The sequence below is a fragment of the Amycolatopsis sp. TRM77291 genome (assembly GCF_054166285.1).
Window position 1 is genome coordinate 6,928,066 of the sequence record NZ_JBSZHF010000001.1, and the last position, 17,350, is coordinate 6,945,415.

Here is a 17,350-nt window from a genome sequence, read left to right on the forward strand (position 1 = left end):
TACCTCTCTACATGTTGGTCAGCCGACGCCTGAACGACCAGCCAAAGTCGTCAACGGCCTCGATGACAACATGACTCGGCACAACTCCGCCGCCACCATATTCCGGCGTGACACTCATGATGATCGTATTACCACTGAGTTTGACGTGCTCGGCAATGAGGTCCTCCGCGTCACTAATCGGGCCGCTGTTCTGGATTTCCGATTGCGTCACAAGGTTCCTCAAATCGCGACCGTCGCCACCGAACTGCTTTCCGATCAGGTGACCGCGCGAGTGACGAGCCGTGTCACCAAGGAACCCAGCAGGGCTGTAACGCTTTCCACGCCCGGCTGCAGAGCCGATGAGTCCCTGAGCCGCATCAGCCAGTACTTGAGGGGAAACCTCGGCATAGGCCGGACCGGCTCTCCCGTTGTCCAGTTCGCTGTAGAGGGGCCCACAGTTGTGGACAAGGACATCCGCGGCGGTGGTCTGACCACTGCCCGCCCCCACGTAGTAGGTGTGGATGCCGTCGACCGTCAGGTTGTAGACCTGCCGGACGTCGGAGAACGACCGCGTGCCGGTGACCGTCGCCGGCCGGTTGTCGGCGGTCAGGAACCGATAGCCGGCCTTCAGGTCCTCGGCACCGAGCCAGCGGCCCAGGCTCTCCACCCAGAACGGGTGTTCGTCGGTCGCGGTGATCTTGCCCTTGCCACCGGCCGAATCGACGGAGATCTCGTACAGCTTCCCGTCGGCCCGGTGCGCCCGGACGTCGGTGACCTCCTTGACCGCGGTCTTGCCCGTGGTCGGATCCGTCGCGATCACCTTGTCGCCGACCTTGACGTCCTGGATCGGCTTACGCGATCCGTCCGCCATCAGCACGGTGGTCGCGCCGTCGAAACTGTTCCGGTCCAGCTTGCAGGTGACCTGACCACGCGCGCTGCGGCCCGCGTCCTTGGCTTCTTCGGAGCCGCGTTTCCGATGGCCGCCCATCAGGCTGAGGGCGTCGCCGAGCCCCGGCACCTGGGTGTTCGCGAAATCCGAGACCGCCTGTTCGGCGACGGACTGGATCACGCTCGTGCCCGGCTTGATGATCGTCGCCTTGACGGTCTCCCAGACCTTGTTCACGTCCTGGACGTTCTCCGCCGTGGCCGCGGCGAACCGCGCCGGGACATTCGGGGACGACGAGACCAGGTCCTTCGCGGCGAGCCTCGGCTTCAGAACCGCCTGCTGAACCGGAAGCGGGTTACGTTTCGCCGCCGAAGCGATGGCCGCCTTGGCCCGCGCGGTCACCGCCAGCTGTGCCCGGCGCAGCGCGGCCGCCGCGGCTGCCGCGGCCGCTCGACGTGCGGCGGCAGCGGCGGCCGCCTTCGCCGCCGATCGGCCGGCCCAGGCCGCGGCATGCCCGCCGACCCTGCGCACACCGCCCGCCACATCATCGGCGTACCGGCGCACACCGCCGGCGACGTCGTCGGCGTAGCGACGAACGCCACCTACGACATCGTCGCCATAGCGACGTCCTGCCGAAGCCACCTGGCCGCCGACCCGCCGGCCCGCGCCGATCAGGTCGCCACCGAACTTGGCGCCGAGCTTGATGGCCCCCTTCGCGATCTTGCCGCCGGGTACGAAGTTCGACGCGGCCCAGAGGAAGTTGCCGATACTGGGTTCCTTGATGAACTTGGCGACGTCGTTGTAGCCCGAGACCTCCTTGACGCCTTCCCAGATACCTCTGCCGATCGCGCCCCAGTTCGGCCAGTGACCGTCGGGGTCGATCAGGTCGAGCGGCCGGCCCGCACCGTAGGTGTAGCGGTTGAACAGGGTCGACGGGCCCGACGCCGCGGACACTGTGTCGCGCGAAGCGAAAGCGCCCGTGCCGGGCTGATACCAGCGGGCACCCATGTTGACCTGCTGGGTGTCGGGATCCGTCCAGTCACCCTGGTAACCGACCGCTCGCTTGCTTCCCGAAGACGCGGTGACCGTCCCGAAAGGATCGAAGGCGGTCGAGTCCGCCAGGCCCGAGTCCGGTTCGGACGGATCGAATCCCCCGACGACGTCTCCGTGCTTGTCCGCCAGGGTGAACCGCTTGTCGGCGCCCTGGCCGATCGAAAGCAACTCCCCGGACGGACCACGTCCATAGGTCGCCGTGCCATCCGAAACCGGGTCCAGATCGGCACCGGCATAAGCGAACTTGGTGCTACCGCGGGAGAGCACCCGGTCCATGTCGTCGTAGGTGTACTGAGACTTGCCTACGCTGATCAGCCGATCGAAGGAGTCGAAGGAGAATTTCTCCTCCATACCCGAACTGGTGCGCGAGGCCATACCACCGCGTGCGGTGTACGAGTACGTGTAGTCCCCGTCGGCCAGCACCCGGTTCCGCTCGTCGAACGTCGCGGTCTTCTCGCCGTTGCGTATCCGGTTACCCGACGCGTCCCAGCCGTACTCGGTGGTCTTGCCACCGGTGGTCCAGCTGGCGAGCCGGTTCGCGAAGTCGTAGGTGTAGCCGTTGTCGCCGGCTCCGGCCGTGCCCGCGGTGACCTTCCGGGTCAGGCGGTCGTTCAGGTCGTATTCATAGGAGACCGAAGACGCCGTGACGCCGGTGGACGCCTTGAGCACGTCCGAAGACTGCCGGCCCAGCACGTCGTAACCGAACTCGCGAGTCCGGCCCTGCCCGTAATCGACCTTGTCGAGCCTGCCGACGGCGTCGTAACCGAACGCCTGAGCCGCACCGGTGACCCCATCGGACACGGTCGACAACCGTCCCTTGAGGTAGCTGAACCGCGACGTGCCCGAAGCGTCCGATCGGGTGGTCGGCCGCCCGTCCGCGTCGTACTCGAACGCCGACTCGCCGGAAATGCCGGTGGCGGTCAGCATCGCACCACGATCGTTGTAGGTGTAGGCGTTCTTGCCCATCCCGGATTCGGTGCCGGTCAGCCTGCCGACGTCGTCGTAGCTCTTGAGCCGCTCACCGTTCACCCCGGCCCCGGTGCCGGTCTCCTTGACCAGCCGGTTGAGGGCGTCGTATTCCCGGGTCCTGCTCACATTGCCCGGCGACACGATCTTGGTGGCGTTACCGGCCGCGTCGTAGACGGAGGTCCAGGTGCGGTCCGCTTCCGCCGGATGCGCCGTGGTCGCCGGTTCCCGCACCGTTTCGGGCAACGACAACGCGTTGAACGTGTAGAACGTCGAGTTCCCGCGGCCGTCGGTGTAGCGGGTCCGGTTTCCCTGCGCGTCATAACCGAACGACGTGGTGATCGAGTTCGTGTCGGACACCGGTTCGACCTGCTTGACCAGCCTGCCGAGCGGGTCGTAGTCGAACTTCGTCGTCTTGCCCAGTGCGTCGGTCGCCGAAACCACCTGGCCTGCCGCGTCATGGGCAAAGGACGTGCGCCGTTGAATACGGTTGCCGCCATCGAGGTTGACCATCGCGGTCTTGCGGCCGGCCGGGTCGTACTGCGCGAAGCTGGTCAGCCCCTTGGCGTCCCGCTGCCACACCTGACGACCGATCCCGTCATAACCGAGCTGTGTGGTCACCCCCGCCGGGTCCGTGACGGACGTCCGCTGCCCCAACGCGTCGTAGGCGCTGGTGGTCACGTCGCCAGAGGGCGAAGTGACCTTGGTCAGGTCGCCGGCGTCGTTGTAGTCGAACTTGGTGGTGTGCGCGCCCGCGACAGGTTTGCGTTCCAACGCCGTCTGAGTGATCTTGCGGCCTAGGAAGTCATAGGTCGCCTCCTGCCGCGAGCCGGTCGGGTCGGTGACCGACAACCGTTCCCCGGTGAGCGTGTAGTCGTACTTCCACACGCCGCCGACCTCGCCCGGGGCGTCCGCCTTCGGCTGCTGTTGCTCGACTTGACGGCCGAGCTGGTCGTACCGGAACCGGCTGATCGCACCACGCGGGCCGACCGATTCGATGACGTTGCCCACCGCGTCGTAGACCACGGAGGTGGCGGCGACGACCGGATCGGCCGAGCCCGGCGCGCGATAGGCGGGAGCTTCGACCCGCACCGGCCGTCCGACGGCGTCGTAGGACCGCTTGGTGACGTTGCCGTTCGCGTCCTTGGTCGCGGTCTCCTCGCCGAAGACGTTGAAGCCGACCACGGTTTCCGGCCTGCCGACCACGGATTTCCCGTCACCGGACTCCAAGGCCGCCGCGGGCAGCTTGGCGCCGACCTGCTGCTCCGCCTCGTCGTAGCGGTACTCGGTGGTGAAGGCGGCAGGATCCGCGCCCGCGACGTTGCCGCGAGGCTCGGTCTCCGCCACCAGCAGCCCGCGCTGGTCGTATCGGCGCTTGGTGAGCAAAGCCGACTGCCCGTGGCGGACGCTTTCCGAGGTCTGGTTCCCTGCCGCGTCGTAGGTGAAGTCGATGACTTCCGCCGGGCCGCTTCCGAACGGCCCGGTGTTCGAGTTCTTGCCGACCTTGGCGACCTGGGTGACGTTGCCGTTCGGGTCGTAGGCGTACTCGGTCCGGCGGGCGAGCCCGCCGGGGTCGTCGATGGTCGCCCGGGTCCGGCCGACAGCGTCGATTTCATGGGCGGTCAGCCTGCCGCCAGGGCCGAGACGGCGGACAAGGTTGCCGGCACCGTCGTAGGCGTTCTGTTCCAGGAGGACCTTCTCGGTCGTTCCGTCGGCCTTCTTGGCCTTTTCCGCATGGACGCGGAAGACCAGATCGTTGTGCGTGTACTCGTACGTCGTAGCCCGGCCCATCGCGTCGACGTGGCGGATGAGCCTGCCCGCGAGGTCGTAGGTATTGGCCTCCAGCACGAGCAGCTTGGCTTCGACGTCCTCGGCACTGTCTGAGTTCTTGCCGCCGCTGACGGGTTTTCCGTGCCAGCCACGAAGACGGACTTCGGCGAGTTTGTTGCGCGCGGTGTAGGCGTACTCGATCCGGGTGCCGAGCGCGTCGACCGTCCACATGCGATTGCCGAAGACGTCGAAGCCGAACGACGTCGTGGCTCCGGTCGCGTCGGTGACGGAATTCTGCCTGCCGTGCTCGTCGTAGGTGTAGCCGGTGACCCTGGTCTGATCACCTCCGGTGAGATCGGCGACCTCCACCTTCTCCGGCTCGCCGTCGGCCGTGTACGTCGTCGTGGTGGCCCGGGTGTGCTTGACCCCGGTCACCGCGTCGGTCACCGGTGGTTCGGTCACCTTGGCGAGGAGATTGCGTTCGTCATAGGTAAACGTGGTGGTGAGGCCTTGCGGGTGGGCGTCGGACACCTCGGTTTCGGTGACCTTGCGGCCGAGCGCGTCATAGGTGTACCGAGTGACCATCCCCTGGCTTTCACCGTCTCGCCGAGGGCCTTCGGTTTCGGCGAGATCACCGTTCGCGTAATAGCGGTTCCGGGTTTCGGCGCCACGGGCGTCCGAGGTCCGCTGCAGGAGTCCGGCGGGCTCGAGCCCGCCGCCGACAGCGGCGCTCTCACCGTCGGTGTAGAAGTGCTTCACCGTCGAGCCGTCGGGCGTGACCTGGCTGTCCAGATCACCACGCGGCGTGTAGGCGAACGTCGTGCGATAGGTGTTGTCGGTCGCGCTCGTGGACCGGCCGTCGCGCGATTCGAGCTGCTTGTCGATCCGCGGGTCGGTGTCGTTCGCCTTGCCGGGCGCGGGCTTGTAGTAGGTGAAGTACTCCGTGTCGCACACGCCGGGCTCACGACAGGTGCGGCGCGAGACGACGTTGCCCCGCTCGTCGTTCTGGAGCACGACCTGATGGCCGTTCTCGTCGGTGATGGTCTGCTGGAAACCGCTTTCGTCGTAGTCGTAGCTACGCACGCCGATACCCTGCACCGGACCACCGACCCAGTCCGGCGTGTTGTGGCCCTTTCCGCCGCAGTAGACGGGACTGCCGTCCGGATTCGGTGGCGGTGTCCCGGTACACGCCGGCGCCGAGGTCGGTGGTGACGAAGGCACCACCGACGGGTCGGGCCGGTCTTCGTCACGGGTGCCCAGCCCGAGCGGGCTCGACGTGCGGATGACCCGCCCGCGGATCGGGTCGTAGTCGTAGAACCTCGACCGGTTCGCGGGATCCGTGACCTCGATCGACCGGACGAGATTGCGGACCGGACGCTTTTGCTCGTCGAGCTTCTCGGTTCCGCTCACCTGCGGGATGCCGAGGGTCCATTTGCCGCCGTCGTCGTCGGTGTAGGTCCGGATCCGGTCGTTGACCGTGTCGTAAGTGAGCTGCGCGGCCACCCGGCCTCCCGGCATGGTGACCTTGGTGAGCTGATCGGCGGCGGCGCGGGCGGCGAAGTGCGCTTTCGCCGCCGACTCGCCCAGCGGATGCTGGTAGAGCGCGACCTCGTCGATCTCGCCCGCGAAATGCTTGACCGCCTGTCCCGGCCACCATCCCGCGGCTTCCCAGTTGGCCGGGCCGACGACGTGCGAAGCACCGATCTGCCCGTAAGTGAGCAGGCTGTCGTCGATCTCGCCGTCGGTGGTGCCCACCTTCACGCCGTCGAGGAACATCGTCTGGGTCGCCAGCGAGCCGGACAGCACGACGTGATGCCACTGCCCGTCGTTCACCGCGCCGGTGGTGGTGATCGGCGCGACGCGGCCATGCCAGAACTGACCGCGAAGTTTCCCGTCGCGGTCGACGTAGAGCGCCGGGACCGCGCCGCCGGGCGCCCGGTCGAACGGCTGATGCTGGAAACCGACCAGTGGCCCGCCGCTGGTGGTCTTGAACCACATCTCGATGGAGAGGTCACGGCTCTTCTTGATCGCGCCGTCGGGGAGCTTGACGTACGAGTTGGTGCCGTTGAAAGTCGCGGCGGTGTCGGGGCTGCCCGTCGCCATGCCCGGACTCCCGAGCTGGACGGTGCGGTAGGCGCCGCCGTCCTTGCCGAGATTCGTGGCGACCTGGCTTTTCGCGACGTCGCCTTCCGTTTCGCCGAGGCGCCAGTAGGAATCCGGCTTGGCGTCGATGACCGCACTGCGGTAGTGCGACCCGGTGTCGTATTCGTATGACGTGCAACCGTTCTTCGGGTCGCACACCCGGGTCAGCCGGTCGCCGTCGTACTCGTACTTCCAGCTGATGGCCGCGCCGTTGACCGGATCGGTCTTGACCTCGGTGACATGCGCGCCGGTCCAGGTGAAATACAACGTCCTGCCGCTGGTCCGGCTGATCGCACGCTTGAGCTGTCCCGTGGATCCGTAGTCGAACTCGACCCACCGGCCCGCGTTGTCGTGGACGGTGATGAGCTTCCCGTCGAACGGACGGAACGTGTAGGTGGTGTTGGACTTGTCGACCAGCACGTAGTTCTGCGCCGGCGTCACGACATCCTGGTAGAACGTCGCGAACCTGCCGGGCGGCGGCGCGAAACTGCCGTTCTCGGCGTTGTGCCCGAACCGGACCTGCTGGCCGTCCGGGTAGGTGACGACGACGTTGCCGGAACCGTCGAGATCCGGGACGACCCGCATGTCGTATCGCGTCGACCAGCCCGCGCCGAACGCGAGATCCTTGCGCGGGTCCAGGCTGTTGTACGTACGGGCGACGTTCAGGTCAGGTCCGGTGACCCCGACCGCCGCGTCGATGGCGCCCGTCGTGTAGTTGCCGATCTGCGGATCGAAGTCCAGGTCACCGGCGCTGTACGGCGCGCCTCCCAGGTGCGAGGTGATGTCCGGCTGCGGAACAGCCGTCAGCAAGGCGCTGAACGGGAGCTGTTCGCTGCGGGTTCCGCTCGGGTCGACCGCGAACGCGCGCCAGTGGTAGGTCTCGCTCCACCGCAACCGTCCTTTGGGGACGGTCCAGGTCTTCGCCTTGGTACGCGGGGAAAGCGTGCAGCCGAAATCGATGGCGCCGGTGGCCTCGTTGCGCTGGCAGATTTCGAACTCGTAGTCGATCGTCGTGTTCGGAGGCGCGTCGATGTCCACCGCGTCGGCCCACAGCTGCGGGGTCAACGTCGGCGCGGTGTGCCCGGCGGGCGGGTACTGCGCCTTGACCACGGGCGGCAGTTCGAACACCGTCATCGAAAGCCGGGCAGGCGGGATCTGCTCGTCGGTGAAGAAGGTGTTGTTGTGCACCATGCTGAAGTCGAGCAGGTAGTCGCCCGGCTCCATCCCGAACACCGTGGCGTCGAGTGTCACCGTGTCGCCCGGCGGCACGTCGCGCGGCAGCTTCGCCGACTCACGCGCGTCCTTCGGCCGTCCGTCCGCGGTGAACGCGCGGTACGACAAGCGGTATTCGGCGGGAGTCCAGGTCCGCGAGCCGCGGTTGGTCACCGCGATCCGCACCTTCGCCTTGTCACCGCTGTCGCGGTGGACGGGCGGTTCCGGAACCCCGCGTTCGATGCGATACCCGGCGTCGTAGGGAGTGTGTGTCACGAACAGGCGCGGTTTGTTCGCCGTCTGGTGCCCGGTGAACTTCTTCCAGCCTCGGACGGCCTTCACCGCGAGACCGTGGTTCGGCTGGCCCTTGACCCAGCCCTGCACCAGGTCGCGACCTCCGTCACCGAGGTCGATCGCGTGCGCGGCGGTGGGGCACGGCGAATACGACTGCCCCAGGCCGACGTAGCCGTGTGCGAAGCTCGCACCACCGAGCACGCCACCGGTCGGCGGGGTCCCGGACGTCCCCCACGGCGCGGTCACCGGATGGACGGTGATCGGCTCCGGACGGCAGGACGGCGCGTCGAAGTTGGTCAGGTACAGCTGGGCGCTGAAGATCTTGTGCCCGGACAGCGCGCCCGACACCCCGCCGAAGTCGAAGTATCCGACCGAGCCGTTGCCCACCAGCAGCTCGCTCGCGCCGCCCCGCCGCTGACCACCGGAGACGTACATGCTGTTGCCTGCCACGCCTTGGTGCACGCTGGGATCCACCAGCACCGGATAGTGCCGGGCCGGGTCACGCAGCCATGCCTGGTCGAGGTCGACCTTCAGTGCCTGGCCACCCCCGTGCGGTACGAGCGAGTAGGTGACGTCGTAGGACGTGGCGGGGTTCTCGGCGGTCGAATCCGTCATGAATCCCGCGGGGATGTGCGCCTGCTCGGTACCCGACCCGTCGAGCAGCGCGACCCGGCCATCGACCAGTTTCGGAGTCAAGCCACCGAGACGCAACGGGAAGAGCCAGCTGGTGGCGGCCCGGGGCGAACCGAGAACCAGGGTTTCCTTGATCCCGCCGGGCAGGACGTCGATCCGCAGATCGGCGCCGCCCGCCACCCCCGGATAGGTGATCGAGCTGCCCTCGACACGGGCGGGGACGGACTGCGCGCCCGCGAGACCGAAGGCGAACTCCTGGGCGCCCGGCAGTCGCATCGACACGAACGGCTCGGCAGACGCCGTACCGGCGAACCGGGTGTCGACCTGGTCCGCCGCGTTCCGCCAGCCCCCTCCGTCGGGAACGACGGCCGGGTCGATGGGCTGCCAGCCGCCGTCAGGGCGGCGGAAGTTCAGTGGCCCTTCGGAGAACTCCGTGGTCTCCGTCCCGTCGGGATTCGCGAAGGTCCGTTCCCTCGGCCCGCGACGGTCCGGCAGTTCTCGGCTGGTCCGCTCGTCGAAGCCGGTGACCTTGGCGGACACCGCCTGTTCGGCCACCGGGTTCGGCTTGGGTTTGTCCGAGTGGAAGACCGGCTGGGGATACTTCGCGAGCTCGGATTTCGGCTCGGCACGGTTTCCCGTCGCGGACTCGACCTCGTGCTGCTGTCCCTCCGCGGTACCCCACTCCTGCCGGGGAGCGAGATCGCTCGGGTTCACCGAGTCCACGTTTCCTGGATAGAAGGTGTCGGCGCTCACCGTTCCCAGTAGAAGCACGATCACCAATCCAAGGGCACCTAGCGCGCCACCGAATCGGGATCCGGAAAAAGGCATGCGTCTACCCTGAATTCGGCCGGCGGCCATCAGCGATCCCCCCTGCTCACCAGGCGGTCATCCGTCGCCGCCCTAGGCAAAACCTCAGTTAACCTAGCGGCCGCCGATCATCGAAACAATAGTTGTCCAGACAACTTTCCTATCACCTCGAAGTTCACGGAAAGTGAAGATCGGGAACGTTACCTATTTCGACGGAGATCACACTTCACAAAGGGCGCCCGCACCCATTCAGACCATTCTTTTACGGAACAGGGCCGACTCAGGCGTTTATTACCGCCAAGGAAAGCGTCGAATCGGTCGCTTATTCCCGAAACACGAATGGCCCCCTTGCCCGTGAGCAAGGAGGCCATTCGCCGGAAGAGCTACTCGCCGATGACCGGCGGAGCGGTGCGCATGTCGGTCCCGAAGACCTCGTCCGGGTCGCCCTCGACGAGGTACGTCGGACGCTGGTGCTCGGTGTCCTCGTCCCCGTCCGCGTGCTGACCGCGGCCGCCCATGCCGCCGCCCATACCCGGCCCGCCGCGACCGGCGGCGCCACCGCCGAGGCCGCCCATACCGCGACCTGCCGCCGCTTCGGCGGCACCGATGCCGCCCGGGCGGGCCGCGCCGGACGCGGAGCCCGAGCCGGGCGTGGAGCCCCCGGCTCCACCACCGGGACCGAACCCGCTTCCGCCGCCACCGCGGGCGGTGCGGCTGTTGTGCTCCGCGTCGCCGAGGCCGCCGCCCATCATGGGCGGCGCCATCGGCATGGGGCTGATCGGCATCGAGGTGTTGTTGTTGGGGCCGGGACCGGTGATCGGCGCCGGCGTGTTCTGGAAGCCGGACGGCGTCGTCCCCGACGGGAGGCTGCCGGAGCCCGTGCTGCTGCCGGGGCCCGGGAGGTTGGGCGCTCCGTAGCCGCCGCCACCGCCGCCTCCTCCACCGCCGCCGTTACCCCTGCTGCCGGGCGGGATGTAGGTGTTGCCGGGGTTGTTGGAGCCGGGCGTGTTCGAGCCGGGCGGAATCTGGTAGATACCGGGCCTACCGGTGTCATCGCCGCCGCCACCCGTACCGAACTTCGGCGGCTCGGCGAAGGCCGGCTGCTTCGACGCGGCGTCGTACAACGCCTTGTCGTAGCTGTGCATGGCGGAGGCCGCCTCGGTGTGCGCCTCCTGGCTGTCCTTCTGCTTCTGGATGGACTTGTCGATGTTCTCGCCGAGGTTGAACGGGTTCGACGTCATCCACCCCCCGACCTCGTCCTTCCAGCTGAAGGGGATCGGTTTGGGCATCGTGTTCTTCACGGTGGAGGCCGCGGTGCCCTGGTCGTAGATCGTCTCGGAAGCGAGCTTCGCGTTCTGGGAGTTCGCCTCGGACCACTTGCTGAGGCTCTTGAAGTAGCCCTGCGCGTTGCCCGCCGCGTCGCCTTCCCAGGTGCCCTGGGACGAGGTGACGGCCTGGTCCATCGTCTTCGCGAACGTGTCGAAGGCCTTGGACAGGTCGTGGTACGCCGTGGAGACCTGGGTGACCTGCTCGACGTTCAGGTCCGTGTTGACGAACTGTTCGAGCCGCTCGTGGTCGTAGCCCTGGTAGTCCGCGTTCGACGGCTCAAGGCCCTCGACGTACTGGACGTCGCCGTTCTTGGTCAGCTGGTCGACGTTCTTGTCGCCGACCTCCTGCGACTGCTGATGGGCCTTCCCGGAGGCGATGAACCGGTTGACCGCGCCGAACAGCCAGCCGTCACTGGGGTCGACGCCTTCCTGCGCCTTCTGCTGGAAGTACGCGTCGCGAGCCGCCGGCGAGAGGTCGGAGACCTGCTGCTCGGTCAGGTTCGGTGTCTTGGTGGTCATCCTGGTTCCCCCTTAGCCCTTCGGAAGCTTCGGTTCGACGATGTCGGCGACCTTCTCGGCGATCCCGCAGGCCTTCTGGGCGTCGTCGGCCGCGACGAGGAGATCGACCCGCGCGGACGGGCCGAGTTCGAGCGCCATCAGGCACCCTCCCGGAGGCCTGGGCGCGAGGACCGCCTTGCGTCCGTTGACGTTGCCGGTGGTCTTGCCGTTGCCGGAGTCGCTCACCGAGTCGAGGCCCTGCGCGTCACGGACGCCGACACCGATCGAGAGGGTCTCCGAGGCCGTCGCCGCCTCCTTGTTCAGCGTGCAGAGCCGGGCTCCGCCCGCGCTCTCGTTCGTCGGCGGCTTGAAAGTCCCGTAGGACGCCAAATCCGCCGCGCTGACGAGCGAACACGGGTCGATCGACGCGGTGTCCCCGCCGGAGGTGGGCGCGGCGCTGGAAGCGCTCGACTGCGCCGGAGGAGCCGATGGCGCGGGACTGGCGCTGCCCGGCTTTTCGCTGGAGCACGCGGCCAGTACCAGGGCGGCCGCGGCGAGCGGCAGCACGCAGAGTTTCTTCATCGTCCCTCAGGCCTGAATCTTCTTGGTGGCGTCGATCGCGCGGTCTTCGACGTCCTTGTACAGTCCGGCGGCCCTGGCCAGCGCCTCGTCGGCGTCCTTGACCACCTGCTCGAACTGCCCGATGATCGCGCTCGCGGAGTTGGCGGACTGGGCGGCGCCCTTGTGGTCGTGCGCGGCGACCGCCTTGCCGTACGGGTGACCGCCCAGCTGCGGGGCTTCGTTCAGCGCCATGGTCTTGACCTTGAGCGCACTGAGCTCTTCCGACATGTTCGCGAGTGCCTCACGCAGCGGCTTGACGCCTTCGGCGGTGATCTTGAAGCCGCCGCTCTTGGCGGCCGAGACCAGCTTCTGGGTCTCGGCGCTCACCTTGGCGATCGCGGCCTGGTTCAGGCCGCCCGCCTCCACGTACTTGGCCGCCGCCCCCATGGCGGAGCCGATCGAGAAGTCCGGTGCCGCCTGTCCGCCGTCCGCTTCGAAAGCCATCGCCCGCCCCACTGCATCGTCTGCTCGCCCGTGCGTTCCGCCCGGAAGTCTACTAGCCGGGCACTCAGCGCAACGGTGATTCCCGGATCACCGGAGATCTCACCGGAACTGTGACGAAACGGGCGTCACGCCGGTTCCCGAAGGTTCAGAACTGGCCTTCGAGCTGGGCATACAGCTGCTGGGCGATCCTCGCGTTGTCGGCGGGCGCGTAGGTCAGCCAGCTTTGCCCGTCGGCCGCCTGGCGCGAAGTCATCATGAACCGGCCCGCCTCGGTGTCGAACCACGCCAGGGGCGGGAAGGCCTGGCCGCCGCGGATGAACACGCTGAACTGGCCCACGCGCTTCATCGGTTTCTCGAAGATCCGCTCCACCTGCCGCTGCTGCGGGTTCGACCCGTGGGACCGGGGCCCGCTGACCTGGGCGAAGGGGTCGTACGCGTCGTCGTTCCGGGGGCGCTTCGGCGCGCTCGCCGGCTTCGCGATGGTGACCGACTGGCCGGGGCCCGACGGGGTGAGCGGCAGGAGGTCGACGATCGACGCGACGATCGCGGTCGGCCTGGTCTCCTCGAACACGAGCAGGTTCTCGTCCTGGCGCGCGAGGACCGCGAACTGCCCGTTCGTCGCCGCCCGCGCGAACAGCTGCTTGTCGTTGTCCAGCTGCGCGACCGTCCAGACCGCGAGCTGCGGGTTGACGAACGTGGCGAGCGCGAGTTCGACGTCGGCGTCGAGCCTGCCGCCGCGCATCATGCCGCGGCCTTCGAGGTCGCGGAAGACGGCCTCGCGCACCATCGCGCGCTGATCGGTCGTCGTGCCGATGTGCGGGACCTCGAACGGGACGGGCGCCGAACCGAACCGGCCGTGTTCGAGCAGGATGTCCACCGCCGCCAGCGACAACGAGAACGAATGCGGCATCGCCATTTCCCCCCGCGGGTGTCTTGTCCGTCGGGATGAACGTAGTCCACACACCCGATACGCCCGCAGCGAACCCGCTTGCCCGGCCGTGATCAAGGCTGGTGCCATGGATTCATGGCAGACCAGAAACCCGCGCTCGTGCTCCATCTCGCCGCCGGCGGCGAGCCGCTGCTCTTCGCGCTCACGGCGGAAGAAACCGAACGGCTGACCAAGGATCTCTCGCATTTCGTCCGCACCGGTGCGGTGCAGACGGTCCGGACGCGGGACGACTCCGAGGTGGCGATCAACTTCTCCCACGTCGCCGCCGCCTACATCGACGACCTGAACCGCAAGACGAGGGTGTTCGGCCTTCACTAGGGCGTGTTTCATAAGCCTGTTCGATGGGCTTCGTGATCCAGGTGGTTCCTGGCGGTGCGGGCGGATCGGCCTCGTACCGGGTCGTACTCGGCCGCATCCGCCCGTGCCGTCAGGGACCGCCTGGGCACGAAGACCGCGAACTTGGCTTATGAAACGCGCCCTAGCCCCGGGAGAAGAGCTCCAGCAGGCCCGACTNTGGGCTTCGTGATCCAGGTGGTTCCTGGCGGTGCGGGCGGATCGGCCTCGTACCGGGTCGTACTCGGCCGCATCCGCCCGTGCCGTCAGGGACCGCCTGGGCACGAAGACCGCGAACTTGGCTTATGAAACGCGCCCTAGCCCCGGGAGAAGAGCTCCAGCAGGCCCGACTTGATCTCCGGGCGGCTGGCGGCGACCAGCAGGAAGGTGGCTTCCCGGACGAGCCGCTGGGGGTGTCGTCCGACGAGTACCGACGTGCTGCCGTTGGCCGCGACCAGCGCGCCCGCGGCCCGGAACGCGAGCTCCGCGCCCGCCGCCCTGGCCGCGGGCAGCGACGGCGGATCGGCGAGCGCCGCGTCGAGCCTGCCGCGGACGGCGTCGATCTCGGCCCGGATCCCGGCGGCGACGTCGGCCTTCCCGAGGTCTTCGATGAGCCGCGCGGCGCGGGCGGCAAGGCCGAGGGGCGCGCAGCCGTTGAGGCGCGAGGCGAAGGTGTTGCCCGCGACGAAGTCCGCATGCGGGGTCTTCGCGTAGACGCGGTCGTCGGGGAGGAAGTAGCGGGTGAACCCGAGGTGCACGGTGGACGTGCCCTGCGCCGCGACGAGGTCGAGCGGCTGGACTTCCAGCTGCTCCCCCGCGACCGGATCGATGATCGCGCCGACGACGGTGTCGCCGTCGCGAGCACTGAGCTGGAGCACGTCGATGATGCCCCAGCCGCTGACGAAGGGCGCTTCGCCGTCGAGGAGGTAGCCGCCGTCGACGCGTTCCGCCCGCAGTTTGGGCGGGGTCGGGATCACCGCGGCGAACGCGGCGCCGGCCTTGAGCTGCCCGCTGATCAGCGACGGGAGGTAACGGTCTCGGAGTTCGGCGTTGCCGGCGGCGGTCAGGGCCGCGACCAGGCCGTGGTGCTGGAGCCAGGTGAACGTCGTGGTGAGGCAGCCGCCCGCCAGTGTCTCGAGGATCTGGACGATCTCCGGCAGACCGGCCCCCGGACCGCCGGCTTCTGTGGGCGCCGCCAGGCCGTAGAGGCCTGCGGCCGCGAGAGCGTCGAAGTGACTTGAAGGGATTTCGCCCTTGAGGTCGACTTCGGTGGCTGCGGGGAAGAGGAGATCATCGGCGAGGGCGTGGGCTCGGGCGACCAGATCCGTCATGCGGGTAAGGCTACCCTTACTTGGGCCAGCGTGGGTCTAGCGCCGCTAGGAAAGCTAGCGGTACTAAAGGTCCCTTGCTCCCCTTTTCGGGACGGTGGGCGCGGCGACCGAGATGAAAGGGCCCTTCACCGCGTCGCATGCGGTGAAGGGCCCTTTCAGCTCACGTCAGGCAGTGCCTACAGCTTGTAGAGGCGCTTCCAGTTGTCCCGCGAGGTCAGCTCGGGCATGGCGCGCTTGTACTGCTCCTGGACCGCCGCGCCTTCCTTCCGGAGCCGCTGGATCACCTTCGCGCCCCGGCGCGCCAGGTCGAACATCTTCGCGCGGTCGTACGAGCGGACCCGCACGCCTTCCTGCGAAGCGTCGGTGACGACGGCGGTGTCGAAGGTCGCGACGTGCCACCAGTGGGCCTCGTCGATCGGGATCGCGCCGAGCGAGTGGCGGCTGCGGCCGAGCACCCGGTCGAGGATGCGCTTGATCAGCACCAGGCGCTGCATGCTGGGCCGCGGCGCGCTGTTGATGATCCCGATGTCGTTCGAGGCGATACCCGGGACGTCGGTGGCCTTGTGCCGTTTGGTCTCGGGGTACTCGTCGCGGATCCGGCGGATCTCCTTCATCGCGGCGACGCCGCCGTCACGCAGGACCTCCGGCCCCTCGAGGAAGTCCTCGACGGCCTTGATCAGCGTGGCGGACAGGCCGTACTGCATGCCGAGCAGGTACCGCACCAGCTGCGCGATGAGCACGCGCGAGAGCAGGTTCAGGTTGAACGGCGAGTGCAGCGCGGCGGTGATGATCGAGTTCCGCAGGTTGAAGTAGCGGTGCCACTCGTCCCAGTCCTTCCAGTGGAAGTCGGCGTGCCAGACGCCGGCGCCCGGAAGGGTGACCGTCGGGAAGCCGGCTCCCCGAGCGCGGTAGCTGTACTCCGCGTCGTCCCACTGGAAGAAGAACGGCAGCGGGTAGCCCGTGGCCTTGACGACCTCGTACGGGATCAGGCACGACCACCAGCCGTTGTACCCGGCGTCGAGGCGGCGTTCCTGGCGGTTCGGCTTGAGGGTCTCCTCGTCGACGCCGAGCAGGTCGGCGGTCGAGAGCGAGTGCGTCACCGGCTGGCCGGGCTCCAGCGTGTTCAGCCGGGCGTATTCGGCGCCGACGTGCAGCTGGTTCGGGTGCAGCAGGTTCAGCATCTGCCCGCCGACGATGACCGGGTTGACCGTGCGGTTGGAGAACGCGGTCATCCGGATCACCAGATCCGGCTCCAGCAGCACGTCGTCGTCCATGAACAGGACGTTCGCGTGCTCGGTCTCGGTGTGCCCGGCGACCTCGTAGAGACCGCGGGTGAACCCGCCGGCGCCGCCGAGGTTCGGCTGCTTGATGTAGTGCAGCTTCTCGCCGAGGTCCTTCGCGACCTGCTCGAAGCCGTCACGCGACTCGACGAGGTCGGTGCCCTGGTCCGCGACGTAGATCGCGTCGAGCGTCTCCAGCGAGGAGACGTCGGCGGCGAGCGCCTGCAGGTTCGACAGGCAGTCGTCGGCGCGGTTCATCGTGCAGATGGTCACCGCGGTCGGGCGGATCTTCTCCGGCGCTTCGACCGTCCAGCGGACCTTCTCGACGCTCAGCGACTGGCCGCCCTCGGTCTCGAGGTCGAGCCAGAGCGCGCCGCCGTCGTAGAACTTGTCGAGCTTCGCGGTGAGCGTCACCTTCTGCTGCTTCGCGCCCGTGACGATCTCGGCGGCGACCACGCGGGGGTCGCCCTCGATGTCGGAGGCACCGACGGACAGCTGGCCGTCACCGGAGACGACGGCCTCGACCTGGACCTCGGTCACGTCGGTCCAGCGCTGCCAGTAGCTGGCGGGGAAACGGCCGAAATAGGTGTTGCCGGACACCTTCGACGCCGGCTCGATGGTGATGCCCGCACGCTCGCGCACGGCGCTACCCCACTGGAGCTCGGCGTAGAGGTCTTTGCTGACGATGGGGGCCGGGCCGGCATAGAGCCCGCGCTGCGCGGTGAGACGGCCCTGCGGGGTGCGTTCCGCGAAGCGGGTGTCGTCGACAGTGCTCACCATGGCGCTCGGGGCCTCTCCGGTGACGGCGGCTTTACCGGGCATGA

The 17,350-nt window shown here is 68.0% G+C and carries 8 protein-coding genes; 1 reads left to right on the plus strand and 7 read right to left on the minus strand.

The window, feature by feature from the left end; all coding sequences use genetic code 11:
* Nucleotides 1–7: 7 nt before the first annotated feature.
* From ACXIZN_RS32290 to ACXIZN_RS32310, 5 genes are all read right to left on the minus strand, one after another.
* Nucleotides 8–9,688, minus strand: coding sequence for a polymorphic toxin-type HINT domain-containing protein (locus ACXIZN_RS32290; RefSeq protein WP_457958818.1), 9,681 nt, complete (start codon nucleotides 9,686–9,688; stop codon nucleotides 8–10).
* Nucleotides 9,689–10,125: 437 nt separating this feature from the next.
* Entirely contained in the window at nucleotides 10,126–11,589 is a 1,464-nt protein-coding gene (locus tag ACXIZN_RS32295; protein WP_457958819.1) for a hypothetical protein, read from the minus strand.
* Nucleotides 11,590–11,601: 12 nt separating this feature from the next.
* Nucleotides 11,602–12,150, minus strand: coding sequence for a DUF3558 family protein (locus ACXIZN_RS32300; RefSeq protein WP_457958820.1), 549 nt, complete (start codon nucleotides 12,148–12,150; stop codon nucleotides 11,602–11,604).
* 6 nt (nucleotides 12,151–12,156) lie between these two features.
* A complete protein-coding gene (locus tag ACXIZN_RS32305; RefSeq protein WP_457958821.1) occupies nucleotides 12,157–12,633 on the minus strand; it encodes a hypothetical protein in 477 nt (158 codons plus the stop codon).
* 145 nt (nucleotides 12,634–12,778) lie between these two features.
* Nucleotides 12,779–13,543, minus strand: coding sequence for an ESX secretion-associated protein EspG (locus ACXIZN_RS32310; protein ID WP_457958822.1), 765 nt, complete (start codon nucleotides 13,541–13,543; stop codon nucleotides 12,779–12,781).
* A 114-nt stretch (nucleotides 13,544–13,657) separates the two neighbouring features.
* Here ACXIZN_RS32310 and ACXIZN_RS32315 point away from each other — a divergent pair, with 114 nt between their 5' ends.
* Nucleotides 13,658–13,900, plus strand: coding sequence for a hypothetical protein (locus ACXIZN_RS32315; protein WP_126732425.1), 243 nt, complete (start codon nucleotides 13,658–13,660; stop codon nucleotides 13,898–13,900).
* A 332-nt stretch (nucleotides 13,901–14,232) separates the two neighbouring features.
* On the opposite strand, the gene ACXIZN_RS32320 is transcribed toward ACXIZN_RS32315, so the two are convergent.
* Nucleotides 14,233–15,246 carry an acyl-CoA dehydrogenase family protein gene (locus ACXIZN_RS32320; protein ID WP_457958823.1) on the minus strand — a complete coding sequence of 338 codons (1,014 nt, stop codon included), beginning with the start codon at nucleotides 15,244–15,246 and terminating at the stop codon, nucleotides 14,233–14,235.
* Between the two features lie 176 nt (nucleotides 15,247–15,422).
* On the minus strand, nucleotides 15,423–17,348 hold the full coding sequence (locus ACXIZN_RS32325; protein ID WP_457958824.1) for a glycosyltransferase: 1,926 nt from the start codon (nucleotides 17,346–17,348) through the stop codon (nucleotides 15,423–15,425).
* Nucleotides 17,349–17,350 lie beyond the last annotated feature (2 nt).